The 21,905-nt window shown below is 60.8% G+C and carries 21 protein-coding genes and 1 riboswitch; of the genes, 9 read left to right on the forward strand and 12 right to left on the reverse strand.

What is annotated here, in order from left to right; translation table 11 throughout:
* The first annotated feature begins 6 nt into the window (after positions 1-6).
* Positions 7-675 (forward strand): polysaccharide lyase family 7 protein, encoded by a 669-nt coding sequence (locus QZH45_RS28105; protein ID WP_024778834.1) that lies wholly within the window; start codon positions 7-9, stop codon positions 673-675.
* Positions 676-957: 282 nt separating this feature from the next.
* On the opposite strand, the gene fba is transcribed toward QZH45_RS28105, so the two are convergent.
* From fba to tkt, 6 genes are all read right to left on the reverse strand, one after another.
* Entirely contained in the window at positions 958-2,022 is a 1,065-nt protein-coding gene (fba, locus tag QZH45_RS28110; protein ID WP_024778835.1) for a class II fructose-bisphosphate aldolase, read from the reverse strand.
* 244 nt (positions 2,023-2,266) lie between these two features.
* A complete protein-coding gene (locus QZH45_RS28115; protein WP_053190539.1) occupies positions 2,267-2,599 on the reverse strand; it encodes an MliC family protein in 333 nt (110 codons plus the stop codon).
* Positions 2,600-2,656: 57 nt separating this feature from the next.
* Complete coding sequence (locus QZH45_RS28120) at positions 2,657-2,878, reverse strand: hypothetical protein (RefSeq protein ID WP_024778837.1); 222 nt, start codon at positions 2,876-2,878, stop codon at positions 2,657-2,659.
* A 31-nt stretch (positions 2,879-2,909) separates the two neighbouring features.
* Positions 2,910-4,073, reverse strand: coding sequence for a phosphoglycerate kinase (locus tag QZH45_RS28125; protein WP_024778838.1), 1,164 nt, complete (start codon positions 4,071-4,073; stop codon positions 2,910-2,912).
* 24 nt (positions 4,074-4,097) lie between these two features.
* Entirely contained in the window at positions 4,098-5,153 is a 1,056-nt protein-coding gene (gene epd / locus QZH45_RS28130; RefSeq protein WP_024778839.1) for an erythrose-4-phosphate dehydrogenase, read from the reverse strand.
* A 166-nt stretch (positions 5,154-5,319) separates the two neighbouring features.
* Entirely contained in the window at positions 5,320-7,317 is a 1,998-nt protein-coding gene (gene tkt, locus QZH45_RS28135; protein WP_024778840.1) for a transketolase, read from the reverse strand.
* 255 nt (positions 7,318-7,572) lie between these two features.
* Here tkt and QZH45_RS28140 point away from each other — a divergent pair, with 255 nt between their 5' ends.
* A complete protein-coding gene (locus QZH45_RS28140; protein ID WP_024778841.1) occupies positions 7,573-8,568 on the forward strand; it encodes an ArsR/SmtB family transcription factor in 996 nt (331 codons plus the stop codon).
* Positions 8,569-8,587: 19 nt separating this feature from the next.
* Positions 8,588-9,778, forward strand: a complete 1,191-nt coding sequence (metK, locus tag QZH45_RS28145) for a methionine adenosyltransferase (protein ID WP_024778842.1) — start codon at positions 8,588-8,590, stop codon at positions 9,776-9,778.
* Positions 9,779-9,907: 129 nt separating this feature from the next.
* On the opposite strand, the gene QZH45_RS28150 is transcribed toward metK, so the two are convergent.
* Positions 9,908-10,528 (reverse strand): LysE family translocator, encoded by a 621-nt coding sequence (locus tag QZH45_RS28150; protein WP_024778843.1) that lies wholly within the window; start codon positions 10,526-10,528, stop codon positions 9,908-9,910.
* A 207-nt stretch (positions 10,529-10,735) separates the two neighbouring features.
* Between QZH45_RS28150 and ligB the strand changes: the two genes are divergently transcribed.
* Together ligB and QZH45_RS28160 are read left to right on the forward strand one after the other, a co-directional pair.
* Complete coding sequence (gene ligB / locus QZH45_RS28155; RefSeq protein WP_024778844.1) at positions 10,736-12,406, forward strand: NAD-dependent DNA ligase LigB; 1,671 nt, start codon at positions 10,736-10,738, stop codon at positions 12,404-12,406.
* A gap of 89 nt (positions 12,407-12,495) precedes the next feature.
* A complete protein-coding gene (locus tag QZH45_RS28160; RefSeq protein WP_053190541.1) occupies positions 12,496-12,891 on the forward strand; it encodes a DUF1090 domain-containing protein in 396 nt (131 codons plus the stop codon).
* Positions 12,892-12,951: 60 nt separating this feature from the next.
* Here the strand turns inward: QZH45_RS28160 and QZH45_RS28165 are convergent, their stop codons facing one another.
* Positions 12,952-13,401: a c-type cytochrome gene (locus tag QZH45_RS28165; protein ID WP_024778846.1), complete on the reverse strand. Its 450-nt coding sequence runs from the start codon at positions 13,399-13,401 to the stop codon at positions 12,952-12,954.
* A 125-nt stretch (positions 13,402-13,526) separates the two neighbouring features.
* On the opposite strand from QZH45_RS28165, the gene mltA reads away from it, so the two are divergent.
* Complete coding sequence (mltA, locus tag QZH45_RS28170) at positions 13,527-14,714, forward strand: murein transglycosylase A (protein WP_053190543.1); 1,188 nt, start codon at positions 13,527-13,529, stop codon at positions 14,712-14,714.
* A 153-nt stretch (positions 14,715-14,867) separates the two neighbouring features.
* Here mltA and QZH45_RS28175 read toward each other — a convergent pair whose 3' ends face one another.
* Together QZH45_RS28175 and QZH45_RS28180 are read right to left on the reverse strand one after the other, a co-directional pair.
* The gene (locus QZH45_RS28175) at positions 14,868-15,251 is read right to left on the reverse strand and encodes an MAPEG family protein (RefSeq protein ID WP_024778848.1); all 384 of its coding nucleotides are present in this window, start codon (positions 15,249-15,251) and stop codon (positions 14,868-14,870) included.
* Positions 15,252-15,303: 52 nt separating this feature from the next.
* Positions 15,304-16,137 carry an EamA family transporter gene (locus tag QZH45_RS28180; protein ID WP_053190545.1) on the reverse strand — a complete coding sequence of 278 codons (834 nt, stop codon included), beginning with the start codon at positions 16,135-16,137 and terminating at the stop codon, positions 15,304-15,306.
* Positions 16,138-16,433: 296 nt separating this feature from the next.
* Here QZH45_RS28180 and QZH45_RS28185 point away from each other — a divergent pair, with 296 nt between their 5' ends.
* Positions 16,434-17,603, forward strand: coding sequence for an MFS transporter (locus QZH45_RS28185; RefSeq protein WP_024778850.1), 1,170 nt, complete (start codon positions 16,434-16,436; stop codon positions 17,601-17,603).
* Here QZH45_RS28185 and QZH45_RS28190 read toward each other — a convergent pair.
* Both QZH45_RS28190 and QZH45_RS28195 read right to left on the reverse strand, forming a co-directional pair.
* Entirely contained in the window at positions 17,554-18,435 is an 882-nt protein-coding gene (locus QZH45_RS28190) for a formate/nitrite transporter family protein (protein ID WP_024778851.1), read from the reverse strand. The two genes, QZH45_RS28185 and QZH45_RS28190, sit on opposite strands and share 50 nt — an antisense overlap.
* A gap of 192 nt (positions 18,436-18,627) precedes the next feature.
* Positions 18,628-19,032 (reverse strand): acyl-CoA thioesterase, encoded by a 405-nt coding sequence (locus QZH45_RS28195; protein ID WP_024778852.1) that lies wholly within the window; start codon positions 19,030-19,032, stop codon positions 18,628-18,630.
* A 191-nt stretch (positions 19,033-19,223) separates the two neighbouring features.
* A riboswitch (S-adenosyl-L-homocysteine riboswitch) is annotated at positions 19,224-19,330 on the forward strand.
* 23 nt (positions 19,331-19,353) lie between these two features.
* On the opposite strand from QZH45_RS28195, the gene ahcY reads away from it, so the two are divergent.
* Together ahcY and metF are read left to right on the forward strand one after the other, a co-directional pair.
* A complete protein-coding gene (gene ahcY, locus QZH45_RS28200) occupies positions 19,354-20,763 on the forward strand; it encodes an adenosylhomocysteinase (RefSeq protein ID WP_024778853.1) in 1,410 nt (469 codons plus the stop codon).
* 183 nt (positions 20,764-20,946) lie between these two features.
* Positions 20,947-21,792 carry a methylenetetrahydrofolate reductase [NAD(P)H] gene (gene metF, locus QZH45_RS28205; protein WP_024778854.1) on the forward strand — a complete coding sequence of 282 codons (846 nt, stop codon included), beginning with the start codon at positions 20,947-20,949 and terminating at the stop codon, positions 21,790-21,792.
* Positions 21,793-21,905: the final 113 nt, after the last annotated feature.

The following is a 21,905-nucleotide window of genomic DNA, read 5'->3' on the forward strand; positions in this document are numbered from 1 at the left end:
CCGAACATGGTCGATCTTGCAACCTGGAACCTGAGCATCCCTGAAGGCAGTCCGCCAAAGACCATCGAAACCCCCCGTCTGGTGGATGGGTTCCAGGACAAATATTTCAACTCCGAAGGCAGCACGGTGTATTTCTGGTCACCCGTCACCGGTACCAAGACTGAAAACGCGATCTACCCGCGCAGCGAATTGCGAGAAACCTATAAAGACGGAACCTTGCGCAACTGGGTCTATCCCGACGCCGACAATCATTTGCGGGCCACCCTGGTTGTGAATCAGGTGCCCAGCAGCGGCAAGATCGTGATTGGCCAGATCCATGCCAAGGACAGCAGCAAGCCCATGGTCAAACTGGAATACCAATACAAGGAGAACAGCGCCAATGGCAACATCGTCGCCAAGGTCCGCATGCGTCCCGATGACAGCGAAGGGAGGGTCATTACCGTCGCCACTGGGGTACAGTTGAACCGATCCTTCTCTTACCGGATCCACCTCGATCGTACCGGCGACCTGGGCATTACCGCTGCCGGTAGAAGTTGGTACACCACCGTCGGCCGAGCGTGGCGCGACAAGCCGTTGTATTTCAAGGCTGGGGTGTATGTGCAGGACAACACCGGCTACACCAGCGAAGGCGGGAAAGTGACGTTCAGCGTGCTGGATATCGATCACAACACCTGAGTCTCAGATGTAACCGACGCGCTTGGGGTGACTGAACAACGCGGGTTCGAAGGGGAGCAGCAATTTTGTGGGAGCGAGCCTGCTCGCGATAGCGGTGGGTCAGCTTGCATTGATGTTGACTAGGCTCGTCCCCACAACTGGAGAGAGACACATCCGCCGTACAGTAACCCGCAGTAAAAGCGAAACCATGGACAACCGTTACCGCGGAACGGATATACACGTAAACCGCACCCCATAAAAAAACCCGCATAGGGATGCGGGTTTTTCCTGGCGCGAGAGGCTTTAGTTGACCTTGGCGTTCAACTCACCCTTCAGATAACGCTGGAACATCGCTTCCATGGAGATCGGCTTGATCTTCGAAGCATTACCCGCCGTACCAAAAGCCTCATAACGCGCAATGCACACATCACGCATCGCAGTCACGGTCGCGCCAAAGAACTTGCGCGGATCGAACTCGCTCGGGTTGGTCGCCATCAAACGGCGCATGGCACCGGTGGACGCCAGGCGCAGGTCGGTGTCGATGTTGACCTTGCGCACGCCGTGCTTGATGCCTTCGACGATTTCCTCGACCGGCACGCCGTAGGTTTCCTTGATGTCGCCACCGTACTGGTTGATGATCGCCAGCCACTCCTGCGGCACCGAGGACGAGCCGTGCATCACCAGGTGAGTGTTGGGAATGCGCTTGTGGATTTCCTTGATGCGGTCGATCGCCAGCACGTCACCGGTGGGCGGCTTGGTGAACTTGTAGGCGCCGTGGCTGGTGCCGATGGCGATGGCCAGAGCGTCGACCTGGGTTTTCTTGACGAAGTCGGCGGCTTCTTCCGGGTCGGTCAGCATCTGGCTGTGATCCAGCACGCCTTCGGCACCGATACCGTCTTCTTCACCGGCCATGCCGGTTTCCAGCGAACCCAGGCAACCCAGCTCACCTTCCACCGACACACCGCAGGCGTGGGCCATGGCAACGGTTTGTTGGGTGACGCGTACGTTGTATTCGTAGTCGGTCGGAGTCTTGCCGTCTTCGCCCAGGGAACCGTCCATCATTACCGAGCTGAAGCCCAGTTGGATGGAGCGCTGGCAGACGTCAGGGCTGGTGCCGTGGTCCTGGTGCATGCACACCGGGATGTGCGGGAATTCTTCGATTGCCGCCAGGATCAGGTGACGCAGGAACGGCGCCCCGGCGTATTTACGGGCGCCAGCCGAAGCCTGGACGATCACCGGAGAGTCGGTCTTGTCAGCGGCTTCCATGATGGCGCGCATCTGCTCAAGGTTGTTGACGTTAAAGGCTGGAACGCCGTAGCCGAATTCGGCTGCGTGGTCCAGCATCTGACGCATGCTGATAAGTGCCATTGTGTGTCTCTCCCGGTCGAGGGTCGTTAATCGTGCCAGCCTGCCGTAGCGGCGGCGGCTATTCAAGTCATTGCGGGTAAGGGGTGAGCCTCGGCCGCGAATTCAGTGTTACTTGTAACTTCAGCGTTCACAGAACCCTGTGGGAGCGAGCCTGCTCGCGATAGCGGTAGATCAGTCGACATCTGATTGGATGATATATCGCTATCGCGAGCAGGCTCGCTCCCACATGGGTCCATAGGTTCAATTACTGGGCCTTGCAGCCCCGGCCAATCAAATCATTGGTGGCAACCCAGTACGCCAGGCCTTCGTCACCGTTGATGTGAAACGCCAGCATGTCGTCGCTGTACAGCGCGCCCGACGCGCCTGGCTCCTGCTTCAAGCGGTAAACCTGCTCGGCCCCACCGAGGCGCACATCGACGGCCTTGCGGGTGGTGTCGGTATAACGCCAGAACACCTTGGCCTCGCTGTCACAGGTCCAGGTCGTCCAACCCGCTACAGGTTCGGACGCATTCGAAAAACCCAACTGCGCGCAACCGGCCAGCGATGCCAATGCCACAACGGCGATCAAGCCTTTCATCCGTGTTCCTCGACCGGCGACGCGTGCCGCCAGCCCTGAGTTAAAGGGTCAGACCCGTCAAGGACACCCATGTTCCTTGGTCGGGGTTTGCGTTTCGTATTTGTCCAGACCGTCCGGCCCGGAGCGCTTGTTGAGCACCGGGTTGGTTTCCGCCTGCCAGTGCGCCTGATAGCAACCTGGCTCCGGATCGCTGGCGGCCGCTTCCGGCGTCGCTTGCGGGTGACTCCCGCAAGCGGCCAGGGCCGCGGTCAACAACAAAAACATCCACGTCTTGACCATAAAAACACTCCTTTGCCCGGTCAATACAGCCTCAAGCCTTGGCCCGGCTTTCCAGGACCTCTACCGCAGGCAACACCTTGCCCTCGACGAACTCAAGGAACGCGCCACCGCCGGTGGAGATGTAGGAAATCTGTTCGGCCACGCCATATTTGTCGATGGCCGCCAAGGTGTCACCGCCGCCAGCGATGGAGAACGCAGCACTGTCGGCGATGGCCTGGGCCAGGACCTTGGTGCCGTTGCCGAACTGGTCGAACTCGAACACACCGACCGGGCCGTTCCACAGGATAGTCTTGGAAGATTTCAACAGCTCGGCAAAATTGGCTGCCGTCTGCGGGCCAATGTCCAGAATCATGTCGTCGTCGGCTACGTCAGCAATGGCCTTGACGGTAGCAACAGCGCTTTCAGCGAATTCCTTGGCGACCACCACGTCCACCGGCAGCGGCACGCTGACCTTGGCGGCGATTTCGCGGGCGGTGTCCAGCAGATCCGGCTCGTACAGGGACTTGCCGACTGGATGACCGGCTGCAGCCAGGAAGGTGTTGGCAATGCCGCCGCCGACGATCAATTGGTCGCAGATCTGGCTCAGACTGTTGAGCACGTCGAGTTTTGTCGAAACCTTGGAGCCGGCAACGATGGCCGCCATCGGCTTGGCCGGTGCGCCCAGAGCCTTGCCCAGTGCATCCAGTTCAGCAGCCAGCAGCGGGCCGGCAGCGGCGACCTTGGCGAACTTCGCCACGCCGTGGGTCGAACCCTCGGCGCGGTGGGCAGTGCCGAAAGCGTCCATCACGAACACGTCGCACAAGGCTGCGTATTGCTGGGCCAGCTCATCAGCGTTCTTTTTCTCGCCCTTGTTGAAGCGCACGTTTTCGAACAGCACTACATCACCGGCCTTCACGTCGACGCCGCCCAGGTAGTCAGCCACCAGCGGCACTTCGCGACCCAGGGCGCGGCTCAGGTAGTCGGCCACGGGCTTGAGGCTGTTTTCGGCCGAGAACTCGCCTTCGGTCGGACGGCCCAGGTGGGAGCAGACCATCACCGCCGCACCTTTTTCCAGGGCCAGCTTGATGGTCGGCAGCGAGGCCAGGATACGCGCGTCGCTGGTGACGACACCGTCCTTTACAGGGACGTTGAGGTCTTCGCGGATCAGTACGCGCTTACCTTGCAGATCGAGGTCGGACATCTTCAACACGGTCATGGGTCGCAATTCCTGGGTAACTGTTTAGAGAGCAGGTTTTTTAGAAGCGGTTTGCAGGTAATGCTCGGCAACATCCAGCATTCGGTTGGCAAACCCCCATTCGTTGTCGAACCAGGCCAGGATGTTCACCAGCCTCGGGCCGGATACACGGGTCTGGCTGGCATCGACGATGGCCGAATGTGGGTCATGGTTAAAATCACAACTTGCATGAGGCAATTCGGTGTAGGCCAGCAGGCCTTTGAGCGGGCCACTGGTAGCGGCTTCGCGCAGGATCCGGTTGACCTCGGTGGCGTCGGTATCGCTCACGGTCTGCATCGTCATATCGAGGCAGGACACGTTGACCGTCGGCACTCGCACGGCTTTGGCCTGAATTCTCCCCGCAAGTTCCGGCAGCAGCCGTTCAATGCCTCGCGCCAGACCAGTGGACACCGGGATCACCGACTGGAACGCCGAGCGGGTGCGGCGCAAGTCTTCGTGATGGTAGGCGTCGATCACCGGCTGATCGTTCATCGCCGAATGGATGGTGGTGATCGACACGTATTCCAGGCCAATGGCCTGATCCAACAGGCGCAACAGCGGCACGCCGCAGTTGGTGGTGCAGGAGGCATTGGATACCAGCAGTTCGTGACCAGTCAGGCAATCCTGGTTGACGCCGTAGACGATGGTGGCGTCCACATCCGCTTCACTGGCCATCGGCTGGGAAAACAGCACCCGCGGCGCACCGGCAGCGAGGAAACGCTCACCGTCTTCACGGGTGTGGTAGGCGCCGGAGCACTCGAGCACCAGGTCGACGCCCAGGGACGCCCAATCGATGCCTTCGGGGGTGGCACTGCGCAGGACTTTCACGCAGTTGCCATTAATGTGCAGACAATCGCCCTCGACCCGTACCTCGCCGGGAAACCGGCCATGGGTGGAGTCAAAGCGCGTCAGGTATTCGATGCTGGCCATGTCGGCCAGATCATTGATTGCCACGATCTCGAAGCCGGCCTGCGCCCCTCGCTCGAACAACGCACGCAAGACGCAACGACCAATCCGGCCGTAGCCGTTGAGTGCAACTTTGTAGGGACGCGGTTGGGGCATGGGGGGTCTCTGACCTGAGTGAATCCATGAATATGGCGCTGAACATTGGATTGCCATCGCGGGCAAGCCTTGCCCCCGCAGGTTGGCATTTCCCTGTGGGAGTGCACATCCTGTGGGAGCAAGGCTTGCCCGCGATAGCGTCAGAACAGGCGATACATTCCTGGGCTTAGTCTTCCAGCAATTCCTCAGCCTGACCCAGGATGTTTTCCAGGGTGAAACCGAATTCCTCGAACAACGCCGGGGCAGGCGCCGACTCGCCGTAGGTGGTCATGCCGATCACGCGGCCTTCCAGGCCCACGTACTTGTACCAGTAATCGGCATGGGCAGCCTCGATAGCGATTCGGGCGCTGACCTGCAGTGGCAATACCGACTGCTTGTAGCCGGCGTCCTGGGCATCGAACACGCTGGTGCAAGGCATGGACACTACGCGCACGTTGCGGCCCTGCTCCGTCAGCTTGTCGTAGGCCTGGACAGCCAGGCCGACTTCGGAGCCGGTGGCGATCAGGATCAGCTCAGGCTCGCCGATGCAATCCTTGAGCACATAACCGCCACGGGCGATCTCGTCGATCTGGCCGACTTCGCGGGCCTGATGCTGCAGGTTCTGACGGGAGAAGATCAGCGCCGACGGGCCGTCGTTGCGTTCGATGGCGTACTTCCAGGCCACCGCCGACTCCACGGCGTCGCATGGGCGCCAGGTGTCCAGGTTCGGGGTGCAACGCAGGCTCGCCAGTTGCTCGATCGGCTGGTGAGTCGGGCCGTCTTCGCCCAGGCCGATGGAGTCGTGGGTGAATACGTAGAGCACGCGCTTCTTCATCAAGGCCGACATGCGCACCGCATTGCGGGCGTATTCCATGAACATCAGGAAGGTCGCGCCGTAAGGCACCAGGCCGCCGTGCAGCGCAACGCCGTTCATGATCGCGCTCATGCCGAACTCACGAACGCCGTAGTACATATAGTTGCCGCTGGCATCTTCGGCGCTGACGCCCTTGCAGCCTTTCCACAGGGTCAGGTTGGAACCTGCCAGGTCGGCCGAACCGCCCAGCAGTTCCGGCAGCAATGGACCAAAAGCGTTCAGGGTATTCTGGCTGGCCTTGCGGCTGGCGATGGTTTCGCCCTTGGCCGCGACTTCGGCGATGTAGGCCGAGGCTTTTTCAGCGAAGTCAGCTGGCAGCTCACCACTGAGGCGGCGCACCAGTTCGTTGGCCAGCGCAGGGAATTCGGCGGAGTAGGCAGCGAAACGCTGATCCCAATCGGCTTCGAGGGCACGGCCCTTTTCCTTGGCGTCCCATTCTGCGTAGATGTCCGCTGGAATTTCGAATGGACCGTGCTCCCACTTCAATGCGGCGCGGGTCAAGGCGATTTCCTCGGCACCCAGGGGGGCGCCATGGCAGTCTTCCTTGCCTTGCTTGTTCGGCGAACCGAAACCGATAGTGGTCTTGCAGCAGATCAGGGTCGGCTGGGCGCTCTTGCGAGCCGTCTCGATGGCGGTCTTGATTTCTTCCGGATCATGGCCATCAACGTTACGGATCACCAGCCAGTTGTAGGCTTCGAAACGTTTCGGCGTGTCATCGGTGAACCAGCCTTCGACTTCACCGTCGATGGAAATGCCGTTGTCGTCGTAGAAAGCGATCAGCTTGTCCAGGCCCAGGGTGCCGGCCAGGGAAGCCACTTCATGGGAAATGCCTTCCATCATGCAGCCATCACCGAGGAACACATAGGTGTGGTGATCGACAACGTTATGACCCGGACGGTTGAACTGCGCGGCGAGGACTTTTTCCGCCAGGGCGAAGCCCACGGCATTGGCCAGGCCCTGACCCAGTGGGCCGGTAGTGGTCTCAACGCCGGGGGTATAGCCGTATTCGGGGTGGCCCGGGGTGCGGCTATGCAATTGACGGAAGTTCTTCAGGTCATCGATCGACAGGTCGTAGCCGGTCAGGTGCAGCAGCGAGTAGATCAACATCGAGCCGTGGCCGTTGGACAGCACGAAGCGGTCACGGTCAGCGAACGATGGATTGCTCGGACTGTGCTTGAGGTAGTCGCGCCACAGCACCTCGGCGATATCCGCCATGCCCATCGGGGCACCTGGGTGGCCGCTGTTGGCTTTCTGCACGGCATCCATGCTGAGGGCACGAATGGCATTGGCACGCTCACGACGGCTGGGCATCGCTGATCTCCTGGGTTTGAATAACGAAACTGAAAAAAGGCGTGCATTTTCCCTCACCCACCCGCGCGGGGCAATGACAGATAGTCATCCAGAGCGGTTTTTCCGGTGGATAAATTCGCATTCGCCAGATGAAACCTTTCCGCTGATGGTTTGTAGAGTAAAGCCCGTATCAGGAAGTGCCATCTATCGAGCAATATCAAAACTTTTTGATATTGACCTTGCGATGATCCGGACCCATCACTAGACTGCCGCACTATGAACTTACGCGTGCCGTCCATTCGCCATGAAGACAGCGATGAACTGGCGGCCCTTTGCAAGGCCGGCGGCGATCCGCTGCGGCTCAATGTATTGCGTGCCCTGGCCAACGACTCGTTCGGCGTACTGGAGCTGGCGCAGATCTTCGGCATCGGCCAGTCCGGCATGAGCCATCACCTCAAGGTCCTGGCCCAGGCCGACCTGGTGGCAACCCGCCGTGAAGGCAACGCCATTTTCTATCGCCGCGCCCTGCCCCACTCCGATCTTCTGGGCGGCAAGCTGCACACGGCATTGCTGGACGAAGTGGACGAACTCGACCTACCGACGGATGTACAGGCTCGCATCGCCCAGGTGCACAGGCAACGGGCCGCCGCCAGCCAGGATTTTTTCGCACGGGTAGCGGAAAAATTCCGCGCCCAGCAGGACCTGATCGCGGGACTGCCGCAATACCGTGAGAGCGTCGTGGCGCTGCTCGACAAGCTGAGCTTCGAGCCTGCCGCCACTGCCATTGAAGTTGGCCCCGGCGACGGTGCTTTTCTGCCGGAGCTGGCGCGACGCTTCAGCCAGGTGACGGCGCTGGACAACAGCCCGGCGATGCTCGAGCTGGCGCGTCAGGTATGCGAACGCGAAAAGCTGACTCATGTCAGCCTGCAATTGGCCGATGCCTTGGAGGGTGTGAACCTGCAGGCCGATTGCGTTGTATTGAATATGGTACTGCACCATTTTGCCGCACCGGCCGATGCGCTCAGGCACATGGCCGGCCTGCTGCAACCAGGCGGTAGCCTGTTGGTGACAGAGTTATGCAGCCACAACCAGAGCTGGGCCAGGGAGGCCTGCGGCGATCTCTGGTTGGGGTTTGAACAGGATGATCTGGCCCGTTGGGCCACCGCTGCGGGCCTCGTGCCCGGGGAAAGCCTCTATGTAGGCTTACGTAATGGTTTCCAGATCCAGGTTCGCCACTTTCAGCGACCGGCTGGCGACACTCACCATCGGTAACTTGTAGGAAAACATCGAGATGAGCGAATACTCCCTTTTCACCTCCGAGTCCGTGTCTGAAGGGCATCCGGACAAAATCGCCGACCAGATTTCTGATGCGGTGCTGGACGCCATTATTGCTGAAGACAAGTACGCCCGCGTGGCGTGCGAGACTCTGGTGAAGACGGGCGTGGCGATCATCGCCGGCGAAGTCACCACCTCGGCCTGGGTCGACCTGGAACAGATCGTCCGCGACGTCATCCTGGGCATCGGCTACAACAGTTCCGACGTCGGCTTCGACGGCGCGACCTGCGGCGTGATGAACATCATCGGCAAACAATCGGTGGACATCGCCCAAGGCGTTGACCGTAGCAAGCCGGAAGACCAGGGTGCCGGCGACCAGGGCCTGATGTTCGGCTATGCCAGCAACGAAACCGACGTACTGATGCCAGCCCCGATCACCTTCTCGCACCAACTGGTGCAGCGTCAGGCCGAAGCCCGCAAATCCGGCCTGCTGCCGTGGCTGCGTCCGGACGCCAAGTCGCAGGTCACCTGCCGTTACGAAAATGGCAAGGTGGTGGGTATCGACGCCATCGTACTGTCGACCCAACACAACCCTGAAGTTTCCTACAAAGACCTGCGCGAAGGCGTGATGGAGCTGATCGTCAAGCACGTGCTGCCTGCCGAACTGCTGAACAAGGACACCCAGTTCCACATCAACCCGACCGGCAACTTCATCATCGGCGGCCCGGTAGGCGACTGCGGTCTGACCGGTCGCAAGATCATCGTCGACAGTTACGGCGGCATGGCCCGTCACGGCGGTGGCGCATTCTCCGGCAAGGATCCATCCAAGGTTGACCGCTCGGCGGCCTACGCCGGTCGCTATGTGGCCAAGAACATCGTCGCCGCCGGCCTGGCCGAGCGCTGCGAGATCCAGGTTTCCTACGCCATCGGCGTTGCCCAACCTACGTCGATCTCCCTGAACACCTTCGGTACCGGCAAGATCGGCGACGACAAAATCATCAAACTGGTCCGTGAAGTGTTCGACCTGCGGCCGTACGCCATCACCACCATGCTTGACCTGCTGCACCCGATGTACCAGGAAACAGCAGCCTACGGCCACTTCGGTCGCACGCCGCAAACCAAGACTGTCGGTAGCGACACGTTCACCACTTTCACCTGGGAAAAAACCGACCGCGCCGACGCCCTGCGCGCCGCTGCCGGCCTGTAATACCTGCTGTCATGAAAAAGCCCCTGGCGACTTGGTCGCCAGGGGCTTTTTCATGCCTGGCATCAACTGCCACACCGCGTTTCGTGGCGAGGGGATTTATCCCCCTCGCCACGAAAGTCAGCAGAACCCTCAGGAACGCCGCGCCACCAGCAGGAACGAAGCGGCGCTCGCCAGCAGTCCCGCACACATCCGATTGAACAAACGCTTGCCACGGGGCTGGGCAAACAGCTTTCGCGCATAAATACCCATGTAGCAATACAGCCCGACGGCAATGCATTCCAACGCCAGGAACAACCCGCCCAGCACGGCGAATTGCTGGGTGACGCTACCCGAACGGTCAACGAACTGTGGCAGAAACGCGGTAAACAACAGGATCGCCTTGGGATTGCCGATAGCCACCAGGAATTCCTGGCGCGCCAGTTGCCCCACGCCCTTTGACTCCATCGACGCTTCGCTACCGACCTCAGGCCGGGCCCGCCACAGCTGCACGGCGAGGTAGAACAGATAACCGGCACCCACGAGCTTGATCCCCAGGAACAGCAATTCCGAGGTATGCAGCACGGCCGTCAACCCCACCGCTGCCAAGGCAATCATGATGGCGAACGCCAGCAGCCGGCCAACACCACCACTGCAACCCCGGACAAAGCCATAACGCGAGGCGTTGCTGATGGATAACAGGTTATTCGGGCCTGGGGCCATGTTCAGGGCGAAACAGGCCGGAATGAAAACAGCGAGTGTCGTCAGGTCCATCGGGTGCACTCCTGGCAGGGCGGTTCGGGAGGTCTATTCTGCGCCGGCCAGCAATGGGTTCAAGGGACAGTTAGGCGATCAAATCACGCCCCACTGTACCGCCACAGTAGCGCCATCAGGCTCGGCAAAATCCGGTAACCATCCTGCCCTCGCCTCCTCTGTTCCAGTGACTAGCCTTCAGGCACATGAACCAGCAAGGATGCTTCGATGACGCTGCTGTTGTGTGCTCTCGTTTTTCTAATGCTCCCTACTCTCGTCATTGCCGCGCCTTGCCCCGATTGGCCCGACGAACGTGCCAGGTCGGAGGTCGCGGCTCTGCAACAGCAAATCGACGCTTGGGACGACAGCTACTACCGTCTCGGCCGCTCACTGGTCGCCGACGAGCTTTACGATCAGTCCCGCACGCAACTGGGCCAATGGCGCAATTGTTTTGATCTTGCGGCGCCGCCTGACCCGCTGCGCACAGCAAGCGGCAAAGTGCTGCATCCAGTCCCTCATACAGGCCTGGATAAGCTGAAGGATGCCGACGCGGTGCGGGCCTGGCTGCAGAATCGGGCAGACATCTGGGTCCAGCCGAAAGTCGACGGTGTGGCGGTCACCCTGATTTATCGCGCAGGTCGTCTGCATCAGGCAATCAGCCGCGGCGATGGCGTCCAAGGACACGACTGGACGGCAACGGCGCGCAAGGTCGACGCCATCCCCCAGCGCCTGCACAGGCCTTCGGACATGCTCGTTCAGGGGGAGTTGTACTGGCGACTGACTGATCACGTGCAGGCCAGGGAGGGCAGTCTTAATGCCCGGGCAACCGTGGCGGGCCTGATGGCTCGCAAGGACCTGACGACTGAACAAACCTCAAGCATCGGCCTGTTCACCTGGGACTGGCCCGAAGGCCCCGCCACCCTGTCCGAGCGCGAGACCCAATTGCATGCGCTGGGCTTCGCCGACACCCGCGGCTACAGCCACCCGGTGCAAGCAGCCGGCGACGCCGAACGCTGGCGCGACCACTGGTATCGCACACCACTGCCATTCGCCAGCGACGGCATCGTCCTGCGCCAGAGCCGCAGACCGCCTGCCAACCGCTGGCAGGCCAAGCCTCCGTTCTGGGGCGTGGCCTGGAAATACCCTTACGCCCAGTCATTGGCCGAAGTGCGCAAGGTGCATTTCAAGATCGGGCGCACCGGACGCATCACACCGTTGCTGGAACTCGAGCCCGTCATGCTCGACGACCGACAGATCCGGCGGGTCAGCGTCAGTTCCCTCAAACGCTGGGCGGACATGGACATCCGCCCCGGAGACCGGGTCGCCATCAGCCTCGCCGGGCTGACCATCCCGCGACTCGATGGCGTTGTGCTGCGCAGTGTCGAGCGGCCGGTCATCACTGCCCCCGTGGCGGCGGATTATCACCCGCTGAGTTGCTGGCAACCGACGCCCGGCTGCGAAAGCCAGTTCCTGGCGCGCCTGAGTTGGCTCAGCGGCAAGCACGGCCTCGCCCTGCCCAATGTGGGCCCCGGGACCTGGGAAAAACTCCTGGCTGCGGGCCGACTCGACGGATTGTTGGATTGGATGACCCTCGACGCCGCCGAGCTTGCTAACATGACCGGCTTCGGCGAACGCAGCAGCGCCCGCCTGCTCGTCAGTTTGCACAGCGCCCGACGACGCCCGTTCGGTCAATGGCTCAAGGCCCTCGGGCTACCGCCCGCCGGAGCGGCCAGTCTGGATGGACCGTGGCACGTGCTGGCCGAACGGACTACCGACCAATGGCAAGCCGAAGCCGGCATCGGGCCGGGACGAGCCGCGCAATTGAGCGCTTTTTTCCGTGACCCGCACGTGCTGGGGTTGAGTGAAGTATTACGCACTGCCGGGGTCGAAGGTTTCTGACATCGTCCCGCGCAATTGAACCCAAGGGGCGAACATGCGTTCCAACAGCGCATCTGGACCGACCGCTCACGAGCTTTTACGGAGTTGCCATGAATTTCCTGCCCCCCTTTGCCTTGCTGGTCTTGTGCGCCACCCTGGCCGCGCCCCTGATGGCGGACGAACAAGCCCCTGAGCTTACCGGTTGCGCAGCCAAGCGCCAGGGCATCATCAATCAGATCGAACTGGCCAAGTCCCGCGGAAATGCAGACCAGCAGGCCGGCCTGGAAAGCGCTCTGAGTGAAGTCACGACCCATTGTACCGACGCATCATTGCGCAAGGAGCGCGAAACCAAGGTGCTCGACGCCAAGCACGAAGTCAGCCGCCGCCAGGCCGAGCTGGAAAAAGCCATGAAAAAAGGCGACCCCGAGCGGATCAACAAGCGCAAGGACAAACTGGCTGCCTCCCGCAAGGAACTGCAGGAAGCGGTGGATGAGTTGGACAAATAAGCACTGAGAGATCGCAATATTCTGTAGGAGCTGCCGAAGACTGCGATCTTTCAAGAGGCGTCAATGATCCCGAAACTCCTTATGACAGGCACTGCACGCATCCTCGACCTTCTGCACCGCCGGCCCCAGGTAACTGGCGCTGTAGGGCTGGACCTTGCTGGCCGTCACCAACTCTCCAGTAGCCGCTTCAAGGTTGTGGGCCAGTTCCTGGAAGCGCGCCTGTTTCTGCCAGACTTCATCCCGCGCACTGGTATGGTCCTGCTCGCGCACTGGCGGGAAGTGTTTCCACGGTTCGCGGGACAACTGATCGAGCTGCACGGCACCCTCGGCGAAGCGCGCACCGTCGAACGGAACCCGGCCACGCAACATGCCGCCCAACTCTTCGTTGGTCTTGAGCATCTGCTTGAAAATCGCCTTGCGCTGGCCCAGCGGGGAGTTGGGATCGACACCGCCGCAGGCGGACAACATCAGGCAGGCCAGCATGGCCATGGAAAATCGTTTTACAAACATCTTGGCCTCGGGGCAGGGAACGGCGGTTAGTATCCTCGGCTCATCGGAAAAGACCAATGGCCCTATTTACAATACGGGTTATTCGAATGCCTGACAGCGCTCGAATGACCGCAAGGAAAAATTTCATGAACAGCCGCTTCAAGACCTGGCACAAAGTCCTGGCGTTGACCCTACCGCTGATCGCACTGCTGGCTGGCTGTAATCGCGGCGAAAAAGGCGAAGAGCCCCGGACTCATGCCCTCGCCACTTATGTCAGTGCCCCTTGGGAAGCGCTACCGGCGGTCTCCGATGAAGACCTGCTGGCCGGTTTCGGCTCCTGGCGCAGCGCATGCACCCGGCTCAAGGCCGATGCGACCTGGGGCCCCACCTGCGCCGCGGCAGCCAATGTGCCGCAGACCGCTCCCACTGTGCGCAATTTCCTGAAACAGAACCTGGAGGTCTACGGCCTGCGCTCGGGAGACAACAGTCCCAACGGCCTGATCACCGGGTACTACGAGCCGGTCTATCCGGGCAGCCTCACCCAGACCGCCAGCGCCAATATCCCGGTGTACGGTGTACCGGAGGACATGATCATCGTGGCGCTGGACAGCCTCTACCCCGAGCTCAAGGGCAAACGCCTGCGCGGTCGTCTCGAAGGCCGGGTGCTCAAGCCCTACGACGACGCAGCCACCATCGAATCCAACGGCGTGAAAGCGCCCGTGATCGCCTGGTTGACGGACCCGATGAACCTGCAGTTCCTGCAGATCCAGGGTTCGGGCCGTATTCGTCTCGATGACGGTCGCCAGTTGCGCATCGGTTACGCCGATCAGAACGGCCACCCCTACCGCCCCATCGGACGCTGGCTGGTCGAACAGGGTGAACTGAAGAAGGAAGACGTGACCATGGGCACCATCAGTGCCTGGGCCAAGGCCCATCCGACCCGGATACCCGAATTGCTGGGCAGCAACCCCAGCTATGTTTTTTTCAACCGTAACCCCGATAGCAACGAAGGCCCGCGAGGCTCGTTGAACGTACCGCTGACCGCCGGCTATAGCGTAGCGGTGGACCGCAAGGTCATTCCGCTGGGCAGCCTGCTGTGGCTCTCCACTACCCGCCCCGACGGCAGCGCATTGAACCGACCGGTCGCGGCCCAGGACACCGGCGGCGCCATTGCCGGTGAAGTACGGGCGGACCTGTTCTGGGGCACCGGCGAAGCCGCGGGGCAATTGGCCGGGGACATGAAGCAACAGGGGCAGATCTGGATGTTGTGGCCCAAGGGCATGGCGTTGCCGCAAGTGCCACAGGTGGCGAATGCCGTCACCGCCAATCCCTGAGAGAAGGGTTGTCTGTACCGACGCCTTCGCGAGCAGGCTCGCTCCCACAGTTGATCTTCAGTGGACAACGATCTTGTGAACACCCGAAATCAATGTGGGAGCGAGCCTGCTCGCGAAGGGGGCCTCCACGGCCCCGGGACTCAACAGCCAGGCTCAGACAGAAACACAGAAGAAACTGACGATCAGCCCCGCTCCCACGAACCACACCAGCGAACGCAGAATCGCCCAGTCCGCCAGGTAGCAAATGATGTACAGCAGGCGACTGGTGATGAACAACACCGCCAGCACATTGATAGTCACCAGTTCGGCGTTGCCGGCCAAGTGCGCAACGATCACCGCGGCAGCGAATGCCGGGGCAATTTCAAAACTGTTGAGCTGCGCGGCATACGCGCGTCGGGGAAAGCCCTCGAGCGTTTCCAGGAAGTCCCGAGGATCGTGATTGTCTCGCAGCCGGTATCTTCCACCGATCTTGGCGATGGCGATACACAGATAAGGCAGGATGATCGCGATCAAAATACACCACAGGGCAACCGTCATGATGCAGTTCCTTCTTTGAGTTTTACGGGGAAGTCGAAAATCGGGAAGTTGCTCAGAATTTAATCACCAGCATGCCAATCAGCACCAGCCCGCAGGCTAAGAGCCGCGGCCGACCGAAAGGTTCTTTCAGGTAGCGCATACCGAACAGCACCACCAGGATCACACTGATCTCCCGCAGCGCCGCCGCTTCGGCGATCGACCCCAGTTGCATGGCCCAGAGCACCAGAGCGTAACTGAACAAGACGCAGAGCCCGACCGCCAACCCGAGCCGCCACTGTTCGCGCCAGAACAGCAGGAACGCCGGTCGTTTGCTCACCACGGCCAATAGCGGGAATGGCCAGGCGCAGAACAGGGTGATCCAGACCAGGTAGTCCAGCGGATGGGACCAGCGCCGCAGGGCCTGGCCATCGATGTAGGTGTAGCAGCCAATACACAGGCCAATCAGCACCACCACCGGCAGCATCGACCAGGGCAGCCGCTCGCCGCCCCCACCCTGCCATAACAGGCACAGCATGCCGAACGGGATCAGCAAAATGCCGAGGGTCTGCTGAGTCGTCAGCACTTCGCCGGCAAAGATCAGCGTCAGGGCCAAGACCACCAGCGGCGACAAGCCGCGCATCAGCGGATAGACCAGCCCCAGGTCCCCGACCCGATACGCCTGGATCAGCAAGTAGCGATATAGCAGCTCAAAGGCCGCCGATGCCAGGATCCACGGCCAGACTTCCATCGGCGGCAGCGCCACGAAGCCCAGGGCCGACACGGCAAACAGCAGCGCGACGCTGTCCATGCACGCCACCACCAGAAGACGCTCGCCACTGAATTTGATCAACGTATTCCAGGCGGCATGCAGCAACGCAGCCACCAATACCAAAGCCGTTGCAAGCACGGCACACTCCTTATTCCCGCCCGTAGGAGCTGCCGAAGGCTGCGATCCTTTGATCTTTCGCTCAAGACTCAAGCGGCAGCGGAAAGATCGCAGCCTTCGGCAGTTCCTACCCGTCAGCCGGGTGATGAATTTTTCGCGATGCGTCAGCAGGTGTTTATACTGCAAACGACCACGCCGCACTCAGTTGCGCATAAGCCAATTCCAATAATTCTGCCGTTGTCCCTTTCAATCGAGTCAGGGCCACGGCATGCGTATGCCTGATCAGAGCGTCAAGACTACAGACAGAGACCTTGCGCATGCCACTCGCCTTGCTTGCTTTGGCCGTTGCCGCTTTCGGCATCGGCACCACCGAATTCGTCATCATGGGCCTGCTGCCCGATGTCGCCCGCGACCTGGCGGTGAGCATTCCCCAGGCCGGATTGCTGATAACCGGCTATGCCCTGGGCGTGGTGTTCGGCGCGCCGATCCTGGCGGTCGGCACCGCCAACATGCCGCGCAAGGCGACATTGCTGGGCATGACGCTGATGTTCATCCTGGGCAACATGCTCTGCGCCCTGGCACCGAACTACGCCACGCTGATGGCCGCCCGCGTCATCACCGCACTATGCCATGGCGCATTTTTCGGCATCGGTTCCGTGGTGGCAGCCGGGCTGGTAGTGCCGAACAAACGCGCCCAGGCTATTGCAATGATGTTCACCGGCCTGACCCTGGCCAACGTCCTCGGCGTCCCCCTGGGTACTGCGCTGGGTCAATACGCTGGCTGGCGTTCGACCTTCTGGGCGGTGTCGGTGATCGGCGTCATCGCCGCCATCGCCCAATGGGCGTGGCTGCCCAGGGAAATCCCCATGGAGAAGGCCAACCTGGCCAGCGAATTCAAGGTGCTGGGCAAGACCAGCGTGCTGTTGGCCCTGGGGATGAGCGTGCTGGCGTCCACCAGTCTGTTCAGCGTGTTCACGTACATCGCACCGATTCTCCAGGACATCACCGGGATCAGCCCCCACGGCATCACTCTCATGTTGCTGTTGTTCGGGGTCGGCCTGACGGCAGGCAGCTTCCTCGGCGGGCGCCTAGCGGATCGTCGCCTGTTGCCGTCACTGGTAGGCATGGCCCTGGCCGTGGTGCTGGTGCTGGCCGCGTTCAGCCAGACCAGCCGCTCAGTGATGCCGGCAGCTGTCACGTTGGTGCTGTGGGGGATCTTCGCCTTCGCCCTGTGCCCGATCCTGCAACTGCTGATCATCGATCAGGCCCATGAAGCGCCGAATCTGGGCTCGACGCTGAACCAGAGCGCCTTCAACCTGGGCAACGCGGCTGGCGCCTGGATCGGCGGGCTGGTGGTCGGCAGCGGCGTCGACCTGGCCGAGCTGCCCTGGACTGGAGCCCTGGTGAGTGGGTTGACCGTGCTGACAGCCCTGTACTTCATTCATCACCAGCGTCACCTGGGCGCTCCGGTGGGCGTGGCCGACTAGGCGTGCCACTCTCGCTGCGCACTTGCGCATGGCTGAGCAACGCAAAGATGAAGCTGCCACCGATGATGTTTCCCGCCAGGGTCGGCGCGGCGAACACCAGCCAGAAGTCTTCCCACGACAACTGCCCGGCGAATACCAGATACGACACTTCAGCGGAGCCGACGACAATGTGAGTGAAATCCCCGAGCGCCATCAGGTAGGTAATGAGGATGATGATCCACATCTTGGCGCTTTCCATGGAGGGAATCATCCAGACCATGGTGGCGATCATCCAGCCGGAAATGATGCCCTTGGCGAACATCTGGCCGGTGTCGTTCTCCATGACTTTGCGACCGATCTCGAGGAAAGCCAAGTCGGTACGCGGGTCGAAAATCGGCAGATGCAACATCACGTAGGCCACCAGCAAGGTGCCACAGAGGTTGCCCACCAGCACGATGCCCCATAGCCGCAACAGCCGACCGAAATTGCCCAGGGTGGGTTTGCTCATGATCGGCAGCACGGCAGTCAGGGTGTTTTCGGTGAACAACTGCTGACGGGCCAGGATCACCGCGAGAAATCCGGCACAGTAGCCGAAACTGCCAATAACCTTGAAGGCCTCGCCCTCAGGCAATCGGGAATTGAGCAACCCCATCGCCATCAGCGACAGCCCCATGGTCAACCCGGCCGCCAGGGCCGACCACCAGAGCGCGGCGACACTGCGTTCCAGTTCCTGATTGCCCTGGGTGCGGATGATTTCATGCAGCACCGCAGCCCGTGGCGGCTGGTTGCGGTCGACTTCGTGCTTCTCCTGGGCGGAAAGGTCAGGGGTCTTGCCGTCTTCGTGGGTGTCCATAGAGCTCCTGAACCGGTGGCGTGATGAATCTACGACACGTGGCGTTCGGAGCTGTTCAGTGCTGACTCAAGCTTGATTGGGACTTGGGATTTTCAGTGTTTGAACTACCGCTATCGCGAGCAGGCTCGCTCCCACAGGAGAATGGGGGCTTATGTGGGAGCGAGCCTGCTCGCGATGGGTACACCGCCCGTCTCACTCGCTGGCAATATCGTCCTTGAACTGATCCTTCACGTACTTGATCTCGGTCCGCCCATGGGGCGCCGGCAGACCATCCTCGCCAAGGTTGACGAAAACCATTTTCTCCACGGTCAGGATGCTCTTGCGGGTGATCTTGTTGCGCACTTCACAGGTCAGGGTAATGGAGGTGCGGCCAAATTCGGTCGCGGTAATGCCCAGTTCGATGATATCGCCCTGGCGCGAGGCGCTGACGAAGTTGATTTCCGAGATGTATTTGGTCACCACGCGCTGGTTGCCCAGCTGGACGATGGCGTAGATCGCCGCTTCTTCGTCGATCCAACGCAGCAGGCTGCCACCGAACAGCGTGCCATTGGGATTGAGGTCTTCGGGCTTGACCCATTTGCGGGTGTGGAAATTCATGATCGCTCCTGAGCGTCTGGCCAATGAATGCCTGCATCATGGCAGACCGGACAGGCAGGCTCTACGCCGCTGGTTCAATAACAGTCATCGGCAATTTTGATTTGCCGACAGAAACCCTTTTGGAAGATCCGATTAGCCCGCTATAATCGCCCTCGCTTTACCCGGTCCACGCTTTGGACCGTTCCCGCCACCTGTCCGAGGGGCGCTGCAGCAGGCAAGACCTGTCAGGCTCGGATGGGGCGTTGTTCGTTCGGGGCTCCCCGCACGAACACTAAACGCACAACGGCGCCCATTCGCATACATTACGAATGGAGGCTCTTCATGAGCGCTGTTATCACGCCTGCAGATTTTACCGATTACAAAGTCGCCGATATGTCCCTGGCCGCCTGGGGTCGTCGCGAAATCATCATCGCCGAATCCGAAATGCCGGCCCTGATGGGCCTGCGCCGCAAGTACGCTGGTGAACAACCGCTCAAGGGCGCGAAGATCCTCGGCTGCATCCACATGACCATCCAGACCGCAGTGCTGATCGAAACCCTGGTCGCCCTGGGTGCCGAAGTGCGCTGGTCGTCCTGCAACATCTTCTCGACCCAGGATCAGGCCGCTGCCGCCATTGCCGCCGCCGGTATCCCGGTGTTCGCCTGGAAGGGCGAGACCGAGCAGGAGTACGAGTGGTGCCTGGAGCAGACCATCCTCAAGGATGGCCAGCCGTGGGACACCAACATGATCCTCGACGACGGCGGCGATCTGACCGAATTGCTGCACAAGAAATACCCGGCCGTCCTGGACAAGGTCCACGGTGTGACCGAAGAAACCACCACCGGCGTGCACCGTCTGCTGGACATGCTGGCCAAGGGCGAACTGAAGATCCCGGCCATCAACGTCAACGACTCGGTGACCAAGAGCAAGAACGACAACAAGTACGGCTGCCGTCACAGCCTCAACGACGCCATCAAGCGCGGCACCGACCACCTGTTGTCGGGCAAGCAGGCGCTGGTGATCGGCTACGGTGACGTGGGCAAGGGCTCGGCCCAATCCCTGCGCCAGGAAGGCATGATCGTCAAGGTGTCCGAAGTCGACCCGATCTGCGCCATGCAAGCCTGCATGGACGGTTTCGAATTGGTTTCGCCGTTCATCGACGGGATCAACGACGGCACCGAAGCCAGCATCGACAAGGCCTTGCTGGGCAAGATCGACCTGATCGTGACCACCACCGGCAACGTCAATGTCTGCGACGCGAACATGCTCAAGGCCCTGAAGAAGCGCGCGGTGGTGTGCAACATCGGTCACTTCGACAATGAAATCGATACCGCTTTCATGCGCAAGAACTGGGCTTGGGAAGAAGTGAAGCCGCAGGTTCACAAGGTTCACCGCACCGGCACCGGCAGCTTCGACCCACAGAACGACGACTACCTGATCCTGCTGGCCGAAGGCCGCCTGGTGAACCTGGGCAACGCTACCGGTCACCCGAGCCGGATCATGGACGGTTCTTTCGCCAACCAGGTCCTGGCCCAGATCTTCCTGTTCGGCCAGAAGTACGCCGACCTGTCGCCGGCCCAGAAAGCCGAGCGCCTGACGGTGGAAGTATTGCCGAAGAAACTCGACGAAGAAGTAGCCCTGGAAATGGTCCGCGGTTTCGGCGGCGTGGTCACCAAGCTGACCAAGCAACAGGCTGACTATATCGGCGTGACCGTCGAAGGCCCGTTCAAGCCGCACGCTTACCGCTACTGATTGGCATTGCATGCCCCTGATGTGGGGCCTGTGGGAGCCGAGCTTGCTCGCGATGCAGACACCTCGTCCTGTCTGTCGGACCGAGGCGATTCTGATCGCGAGCAAGCTCAGCTCCCACACAAGCCCGCTTCCACATCGTGATGTGCAAGGCTTCCAGGCTTACGAGTTTCCAAGGATATGACCATGTCCCAAGACCGTCGCTACAGCTTCGAGTTCTTCCCGACGAAGACCGATGCTGGTCACGAAAAACTGATCGCCACTGCCCGTCAGCTGGCGAGCTACAACCCCGACTTCTTCTCCTGCACCTATGGCGCCGGCGGCTCGACCCGTGACCGCACGATGAACACCGTGCTGCAGCTGGAAAGCGAAGTCAAAATCCCGGCTGCCCCGCACCTGTCCTGCGTAGGCGACAGCAAGGACGACTTGCGCACCCTGCTGGCTCGCTACAAGGCCGCGGGCATCCAGCGTATCGTTGCCCTGCGTGGTGACCTGCCCTCGGGCATGGGCATGGCCAGTGGCGAGCTGCGCCATGCCAACGACCTGGTGAGCTTCATTCGTGAAGAAACCGGCGAGCACTTCCACATCGAAGTCGCCGCTTATCCGGAGATGCATCCCCAGGCGCGTAATTTCGAAGATGACCTGCGCAACTTCGTCAACAAGGCCAATGCTGGCGCCAACAGTGCGATCACCCAGTACTTCTTCAACGCCGACAGTTATTTCTACTTTGTCGAACGCGTGCGCAAGATGGGTGTGGACATTCCCGTCGTGCCGGGAATCATGCCGATCACCAACTACAGCAAACTGGCGCGCTTCTCCGACGCCTGCGGTGCGGAAATACCTCGCTGGATCCGCAAACAGCTGGAAGCCTACGGCGACGATACGTCCAGCATCCAACGCTTCGGCGAAGATGTAATCACACAAATGTGTGAGCGCTTGTTGCAGGGCGGCGCACCGGGGCTGCATTTCTATACCCTGAACCAGGCCGAACCCAGTCTGGCGGTATGGAATAATCTCAAGTTGCCGCGCTAGTAGCCTTTGCGGTTAATTTGAGTACTCGAATTAGCCACACTGGCCACCAGGGTTAACGTCGTGACAAGCAGGCCTTGGCGGATGCCAGGGCCTTTCACTATCCAATGATGTTC

It is taken from the genome of Pseudomonas corrugata, assembly GCF_050920615.1.
In the GTDB taxonomy this organism is placed as follows: domain Bacteria; phylum Pseudomonadota; class Gammaproteobacteria; order Pseudomonadales; family Pseudomonadaceae; genus Aquipseudomonas; species Aquipseudomonas corrugata.

What these genes read in the sequence shown, in the direction of transcription:
- QZH45_RS28105 (WP_024778834.1), top strand. Translation starts at nt 7, where the DNA reads ATGGTCGATCTTGCAACCTGGAACCTGAGCATCCCTGAAGGCAGTCCG.
- fba (WP_024778835.1), bottom strand. Translation starts at nt 2,022, where the DNA reads ATGGCACTTATCAGCATGCGTCAGATGCTGGACCACGCAGCCGAATTC.
- QZH45_RS28115 (WP_053190539.1), bottom strand. Translation starts at nt 2,599, where the DNA reads ATGAAAGGCTTGATCGCCGTTGTGGCATTGGCATCGCTGGCCGGTTGC.
- QZH45_RS28120 (WP_024778837.1), bottom strand. Translation starts at nt 2,878, where the DNA reads ATGGTCAAGACGTGGATGTTTTTGTTGTTGACCGCGGCCCTGGCCGCT.
- QZH45_RS28125 (WP_024778838.1), bottom strand. Translation starts at nt 4,073, where the DNA reads ATGACCGTGTTGAAGATGTCCGACCTCGATCTGCAAGGTAAGCGCGTA.
- epd (WP_024778839.1), bottom strand. Translation starts at nt 5,153, where the DNA reads ATGCCCCAACCGCGTCCCTACAAAGTTGCACTCAACGGCTACGGCCGG.
- tkt (WP_024778840.1), bottom strand. Translation starts at nt 7,317, where the DNA reads ATGCCCAGCCGTCGTGAGCGTGCCAATGCCATTCGTGCCCTCAGCATG.
- QZH45_RS28140 (WP_024778841.1), top strand. Translation starts at nt 7,573, where the DNA reads ATGAACTTACGCGTGCCGTCCATTCGCCATGAAGACAGCGATGAACTG.
- metK (WP_024778842.1), top strand. Translation starts at nt 8,588, where the DNA reads ATGAGCGAATACTCCCTTTTCACCTCCGAGTCCGTGTCTGAAGGGCAT.
- QZH45_RS28150 (WP_024778843.1), bottom strand. Translation starts at nt 10,528, where the DNA reads ATGGACCTGACGACACTCGCTGTTTTCATTCCGGCCTGTTTCGCCCTG.
- ligB (WP_024778844.1), top strand. Translation starts at nt 10,736, where the DNA reads ATGACGCTGCTGTTGTGTGCTCTCGTTTTTCTAATGCTCCCTACTCTC.
- QZH45_RS28160 (WP_053190541.1), top strand. Translation starts at nt 12,496, where the DNA reads ATGAATTTCCTGCCCCCCTTTGCCTTGCTGGTCTTGTGCGCCACCCTG.
- QZH45_RS28165 (WP_024778846.1), bottom strand. Translation starts at nt 13,401, where the DNA reads ATGTTTGTAAAACGATTTTCCATGGCCATGCTGGCCTGCCTGATGTTG.
- mltA (WP_053190543.1), top strand. Translation starts at nt 13,527, where the DNA reads ATGAACAGCCGCTTCAAGACCTGGCACAAAGTCCTGGCGTTGACCCTA.
- QZH45_RS28175 (WP_024778848.1), bottom strand. Translation starts at nt 15,251, where the DNA reads ATGACGGTTGCCCTGTGGTGTATTTTGATCGCGATCATCCTGCCTTAT.
- QZH45_RS28185 (WP_024778850.1), top strand. Translation starts at nt 16,434, where the DNA reads ATGCCACTCGCCTTGCTTGCTTTGGCCGTTGCCGCTTTCGGCATCGGC.
- QZH45_RS28190 (WP_024778851.1), bottom strand. Translation starts at nt 18,435, where the DNA reads ATGGACACCCACGAAGACGGCAAGACCCCTGACCTTTCCGCCCAGGAG.
- QZH45_RS28195 (WP_024778852.1), bottom strand. Translation starts at nt 19,032, where the DNA reads ATGAATTTCCACACCCGCAAATGGGTCAAGCCCGAAGACCTCAATCCC.
- ahcY (WP_024778853.1), top strand. Translation starts at nt 19,354, where the DNA reads ATGAGCGCTGTTATCACGCCTGCAGATTTTACCGATTACAAAGTCGCC.
- metF (WP_024778854.1), top strand. Translation starts at nt 20,947, where the DNA reads ATGTCCCAAGACCGTCGCTACAGCTTCGAGTTCTTCCCGACGAAGACC.